6 protein-coding genes are annotated in these 6,238 nt (G+C 48.9%); 1 reads left to right on the plus strand and 5 read right to left on the minus strand.

The genetic code is table 11. From position 1 onward, the window contains the following. Nucleotides 1–13: 13 nt before the first annotated feature. Genes ESZ91_RS11460 through ESZ91_RS11480 form a run of 5 tightly spaced genes read right to left on the minus strand, consistent with a single transcriptional unit; the run spans nt 14 to nt 4,613 of the window. On the minus strand, nt 14–976 hold the full coding sequence (locus ESZ91_RS11460; RefSeq protein ID WP_129227418.1) for a sugar phosphate isomerase/epimerase family protein: 963 nt from the start codon (nt 974–976) through the stop codon (nt 14–16). Nucleotides 977–985: 9 nt separating this feature from the next. Further along, nucleotides 986–2,077, minus strand: a complete 1,092-nt coding sequence (locus tag ESZ91_RS11465; RefSeq protein WP_129227420.1) for a Gfo/Idh/MocA family protein — start codon at nt 2,075–2,077, stop codon at nt 986–988. Nucleotides 2,078–2,091: 14 nt separating this feature from the next. Continuing rightward, nucleotides 2,092–2,805, minus strand: a complete 714-nt coding sequence (locus ESZ91_RS11470; RefSeq protein ID WP_129227422.1) for a sugar phosphate isomerase/epimerase family protein — start codon at nt 2,803–2,805, stop codon at nt 2,092–2,094. 11 nt (nt 2,806–2,816) lie between these two features. Beyond that, a complete protein-coding gene (locus tag ESZ91_RS11475) occupies nt 2,817–3,548 on the minus strand; it encodes a ThuA domain-containing protein (RefSeq protein WP_129227424.1) in 732 nt (243 codons plus the stop codon). Continuing rightward, the gene (locus tag ESZ91_RS11480; RefSeq protein WP_129227426.1) at nt 3,549–4,613 is read right to left on the minus strand and encodes a Gfo/Idh/MocA family protein; all 1,065 of its coding nucleotides are present in this window, start codon (nt 4,611–4,613) and stop codon (nt 3,549–3,551) included. It lies immediately after the preceding gene. A 137-nt stretch (nt 4,614–4,750) separates the two neighbouring features. Between ESZ91_RS11480 and ESZ91_RS11485 the strand changes: the two genes are divergently transcribed. Continuing rightward, nucleotides 4,751–5,530 (plus strand): AraC family transcriptional regulator, encoded by a 780-nt coding sequence (locus ESZ91_RS11485; protein ID WP_129227428.1) that lies wholly within the window; start codon nt 4,751–4,753, stop codon nt 5,528–5,530. Nucleotides 5,531–6,238: the final 708 nt, after the last annotated feature.

Consider the following 6,238-nt stretch of genomic DNA (forward strand, 5'->3'; position numbering starts at 1 on the left):
TGCCGCTCCTTTATTATACCCACCATAAGCCGTTCGTGCGCGGCTCGCGGATCATGACTCTCTGCATAAATTCAATGGCTTTATCCAGCCCTTCCGTCTGCGTCATCAAACTGTCCTCGTGCTCGATGGACAGATAATCGTCGTATCCTGCGATACGGAGTGCGGAGATCACGTCTTTCCAGAACTTTTCATCCGAACCGTAGCCCACCGTGCGGAAGATCCACGAGCGCTCGGCTTCGTTCTCGTAAGGTTTGGAATCGAGAACGCCGTTGCGCGCCACGTTTTCCCGATCGAGCGCCGTATCTTTTGCGTGAAAATAGAAGAGCGCTTTGCCGAGATAACGGATCGCGGACACGATATCGATACCCTGCCACAGCAAATGCGAAGGATCGAGATTAGCGCCGAGCGCATCGCCCGCAGCCGCGCGCAGTTTTAAAAGCGTTTCGGGATTGTACACGCAGAACCCCGGGTGCATTTCAAAGCATATCTGCACGCCGTTATCTTTGGCGCGCTGCGCGTACTTCTTCCAATACGGAATGAGCACTTCGTTCCATTGATACTCCAAAACGTCGCGGTATTCGTTGGGCCATGCGCACGTTACCCAGTTGGGCATATCGCCTTTTCCGTCGCCCGGGCAGCCCGAAAAAGTGACGATTTTTTTCACGCCGAGTTTGGGTGCGACTTCAATGGCGGCTTCCAATTCCTCGGTGGCGATCTTCGCGATCGCCTTTTGAGGGTGCACGCCGTTTCCGTGTACGGAAAGCGCGCAGATCTCCAAATTGTATTTGTCGAAAAGCGCTTTCAGTTCCGCTATTTTGCGGGGATCGCTTTTCAGTTCCAAAATATCCGCGTGCGCTTTGCCGGGATAGCCGCCAGCGCCGAGTTCCAGTCCGTCCACGCCCTTGGCGGACAGATATCGGAGAGCCTCTTCCAGGCTGCGGTTCCCGAATACGGGAGAAAAAACAGCAAGTTTCATTGTATTACCTCAGTCAAAATATACGGGTTTGCCGGTCTTGGCAGATTGATAAATCGCATCGAGTATGCGCGTGACGACGATCGCCTGTTCGGGCAAAACCACGAGTTCGCCCTTGCCGCGGATCGCATCCAGAAAGGTTTTCGCTTCGATCGTAGCGGGATCGCCGATGCCGCCCGAGCCGGAAAAGAAGTCGACGCCGCCCGCGGCAAAATCGGGGACGGTAATATACTGCCTTCCGTTGTTGACGCCGTTGATGCGCAATTTCTGATCGTTGGGCATATCCGCGCCCGCCTTGGTGCCGCAGATAAGCGTCTGCGCCTCGCCCGCATCCGCATAGTTGAGCGCCCAACTCGAATCAATGGAAATGGTCGCGCCGTTCTCCATGACGACAAAACCGAACGCGCTGTCCTCCACGGTGAACTTTTCGGGATCCCAGTCGCCCCAGGCGTTCGCGGTGCGCGTCTGATCGTTCAGTTTATGATACACCGTACCCACGGCGTATTTGGGGCGGTAGTTATTCATGACATACAGCGTCAGATCGAGAGAATGCGTGCCGATGTCGATGAGCGGCCCGCCCCCTTGCTTTTCTTCGTCCAGAAATACGCCCCAGGTCGGAACGGCGCGGCGGCGGACCGCCTTGGCGCGCGCGAAATATATCTCGCCGAACGTACCCTTTTCCGCTTCTTCTTTGAGATATTTTACTTCGGGGCGATAGCGGTTCTGATAGCCGATGGTCAGGATTTTACCGCTCTTCGCCTTGGCGTCGAGCATGGCTTTCGCCTCCTCGTAATTGATCGCCATCGGTTTTTCGCAGATGACGTGTTTACCTGCATTGAGCGCCGCAACGGTGATCTCGCTGTGCGAAACATTGGGCGTACACACGCACACCGCGTCCAGATCCTCTTGTAAGAGTTTTTTATAATCCGTGAAAACCTTGCCCTTTCCCGCGGCATATTCTACGTTTGCTTTCTGTGCGCGCTCTTCTATAATATCGCAGAAAGCGACCATTTCCGCTTCGTCCGCCAGATTTTTATACGAAGGCATATGTTTGCCGTTGGCGATCCCGCCGCAACCGATGATTCCGATTTTGATTTTTTCCATGATTTTCTCCTCGATTATTGATATTTTTTCATAAATTCATAACTGCGTGCAAGATATTCTTCGACGGGAACGCCGACTTTTTCTACTTCCAGGATCGACCATCCCACGTTCATTTCCCTGCCGAGTTTCAAAACGTTTTCGATATCCGCGCGCCCCTCTCCCACAACGGGATTGATGCTTTCCGCATTCTCGCCCAATTCCTTGATATGTAAATAAATGAGCCGTTCGCGCTGTTCTTTTATATAATCGGTCGCGCGGATGCCCGCGACCGCCAGCCAGAACACGTCCAGTTCCAGTTTCAAGGCGGGGATATTTTCCGCCAGACGTTTTAAAATATCCGTTCCGCCGTTAAACTCGTGCGCATGGTTGTGATATCCGAGTATCATGCCGTTTTCCCGCAACAGCGCTTCTGAACTTCTGCATGCCTGCAATCCTTCCTCGAACGACGTTCCTATATTGAAAGGAATAAACGGAATGATCGCGCAGCCGACGCCGAGTTTTTTCAAAATCGGGATCGCCGCCTCCATCTCCTGTGCTCCCACGTGCGCGGATATTGCTTTCAGATGGTAGCGCTCTAAAAGTTCTTGCAACTGCTCCGCGCCGTATCCGTAAAAACCCGCGAATTCCACGCCCGAAAAACCCGCCGCAGAAACGAGGCGCAGAGCCTCTTTAAGGCCCTTTTGTCCGATCAATTCCCGCAGGGAATAAAGTTGTACTCCAAATTGCATAATACGTCCCCTTATTTGATTTTTTCCGGAGGATCTCCGACAAAGAAACAGCACCTGGGTTCGCCCACCGGTTCCGAAGGAGCCGCCCAGCGTACTGCGTTGACGAGAATTTTGCGTACCCACTCGTTATGGTAGGATTCGTTGCTCTCGTGCCCGGGCTGGAAATAAAATATTTTTCCTTTTCCGCGCATATACGTTACGCCGCTGCGGAATACTTCTCCGCCCTGAAACCAACCCGTAAAGACGACTTCGTCGGGCTTGGGAATATCGAAATACTCGCCGTACATTTCTTCGTGCGCGATTTCGATCCGATCGGGCAGCCCTGCCGCGATCGGATGATAGGGAGCCGTCACCCAAAGCCGCTCACGCTCGTTTATCTCACGCCAGCGCAAAGTACAACTCGTTCCCATCAATTTACGGAAGGGTTTCGCCATATGCGCGGAATGCAGGAATATGCAGCCCATGCCGCCCAGAACGCGCGCGGCGATCTTATCCACGAGCGCGTCGCTCACGGCTTCATGCATACAATGCCCCCACCAGACAAGCACGTCCGTTTCCTGCAGAATTTCATCCGTGAGCCTGCCGCCGTCTTCGTGATCGTCCTGATACACCGCTTTCGTTTCGAATCCTTCGCCTTCGAATAATTCACGCAAAGTTTCGTGCAGACCGCGCGGATGCTGTTTCAGAATTTCTTCGTTTGTGCGAAATCCTTCGCCGTATTCGGAAAATACCGTAATTTTCATTTAATGCCTCGCTATAGTTATCACTTGATTTTCTTTCGCAGAACGCTTAGCCGCCTCCATGATTTTCATGACATTCATCACTTCCGAAGATCGGATCAACGGCTCTTTATGATCTACGACGACGTCGTAAAACTCGTTATAGAATGCGTTAGGTTCAGGGCTCACTTTATCCAGTTCGCTCTTTACGACGGATTCCGCAGTACGGTACGCCATCGTCTTTGTAAAACCGTTGCCGGCCTGAATGCCCGCGATCTTGATATCTTTGGAATAGACGGGTTTGACTATGCCGCCGTTCAAAGCCCAATCTTCGATGACCGCCGTGCCGTCCGCGCCGTAAACCGTCCATCTCGGCAAGGGAATAAAACAATTGGTGTCCACCGCGATCTCCACACTCAGCCCGCCATTATAGTTCATTTCCAGGCGAAAACCGTCGTCCACTTCAAAGCCCGCGCCATAAAAGTATCGGCAATAGACGCTTTCGGGAAGTTCGGGGAGCATATACACCATCTGATCGATGAGATGCACGCCCCAGTCGAGCATCATGCCGCCCCCTTTTTCTTCGAATTTGCGCCAGTCTCCGGGAATGCCGTTCGCACCCTGCACGCGCGATTCGATGCGGCAAAACTTTCCAAGTGCGTTTTTGTCATACATTTTTTTGACCGTCAGAAAGTCGGGATCCCAGCGTCGGTTCTGATGCACCATCAGAACGACTTTATTTTTATCGCATACTTCGAGCATCTGCGCATATTCGGCGCTCGAAAGCGCCACGGGCTTTTCGCAGATGATATGCTTTCCTGCCTGCGCAAAAAATGTCACATATTCGAGATGAGAATCGTTGGGAGTCGCAATCAAAACTGCGTCCGTAGACGCATCCGCGGCAATTTCTTCTTTACTATGAAAACGATCGTAATTTTCGATGCCGTTTTCACGCGCCGCCGCGTAGCGCGACGCGTCGATATCGAAGATCCCGCTGATTTCAAACTTAGCGTTTTCGCGCAGATAGTTGTTGCCGTGATAAGAGCCCATGCCGCCGTAACCGACGATCGCCAAATTTAATTTTTTCATAATTCGTCAAACACTTGAAACGCCTGAATTTTTGTATTATAATAGTTTCAAGATTATTTCAATTATAACGCGTAATTTATGGAATATCTATATATTATTAGTCATATTTCTCTCAAAAATTGCGCAATCGGTGTTTCATGAATTCTTATTACGAATCCGTCCGCGAATCCATCGGCTACGTGGAATTTCAGAACAGTCCCACGCGCTGCGAACCGCACTGGCATCAAGCGGTGGAGATTCTCTGCGCCCTCGACGACGAAGTATATACCCTCGTAAACAGCAAGGAAAAAATCTTGCAGCCTGGCGAAATCTGCGTGGCTGACTGTTACGACGTGCACTCCTTTTATTCGAGCGAACGCCCCGTCATGATTATTATCATTCCGAGCGAGTTTTTAAACGATTATATTAAAATGAAAGGAAAAAAACATCTCGCTACGCCCTATATCACCGATCCGGAAACTTATCGCAAAATCTATTCGTTCATGCGCGAATTCCAGTCGCAGGAACTGCCGCTCATATTACAGCGCGGTTACGTGAACGTGATTTTAGGCCTGATACTCGAATCCTGCGATTTGGAAGAATTTGCCGACGCGGACGTGAGCCTGATGAAAAACATCCTCAACTTCCTCGAAGAAAATTATCATGAAGACGTCGATTTGGATTATCTCGCGCAAAAGTTCGGTTACAGCAAATATTATTTCTCGCGTATGTTTAATAAATTTTTCAAATTCAGCCTCAACGAATACCTTTCCCGCCTTCGCATCCATCGCTTTATTGCCAGAATGCAGGCGGACAAAAACGCCGACATCATCGGTACTGCCTTCGATTGCGGTTTCCGTTCCTGGCAAACCTTTTACCGCTGTTTCAAAAATTATTACGGCGTTTCGCCGAAAAAATATCTGACAAATCTTTCATAAAAAGGATAAGTTCTACAAATGCTCATGAAAATCACATACAAAAAAACGGGTATTCACAATACCCGTTTTTTCTGGTGCGAGTGACAGGACTTGAACCATCTCGAAGGCTTTTTCGGCAATTTTGTCCGAACTGAAAAAATTTAATAAACGACTATAAAATCTTATAAAATCATTAAAAAAAACTTGAAAGAACGTCGTTGATTTTAATATTGTTAAAAATCCTCTCCCCAATCTACTCCCCACAATTTTTGCTAAAAATTATTCCATTTAACTGGAAACGCTACCCGATTGAATGCCTAAGATTTTGTGCATACCCATTGCAAAATAGCCGTCCCTATAAGAGGGACGGCTTAATTTTATAAAAAAAATCGACCTACCGCAAATTTGCAATAGGTCGATCTGCCCCCCGAGCCGGCGATTTGTTCCGTTAGATACGGCTTTGAAAAAAAATGTAATTTTGAAAATGGGGAATAGAATAATATTAAAACTGGATGCACTTGCACACAGATCTCGGGCATTATTATATTACCATATCCCATAATATTTTGTCAATAATTATTACGGTATTTAAGTCTTGATTTATAGACTTTATTTCCGCGCGATTTTTTCAGTCTGAATACATATAATATTCATATGAGTAAAAAGATTGATACAAACGAATACATGACATTGACTGACGCCATTATTAAAAGAATCGATGAGTTGTCG

The organism is Candidatus Borkfalkia ceftriaxoniphila (assembly GCF_004134775.1).
GTDB classification, from domain to species: Bacteria; Bacillota; Clostridia; order Christensenellales; family Borkfalkiaceae; genus Borkfalkia; species Borkfalkia ceftriaxoniphila.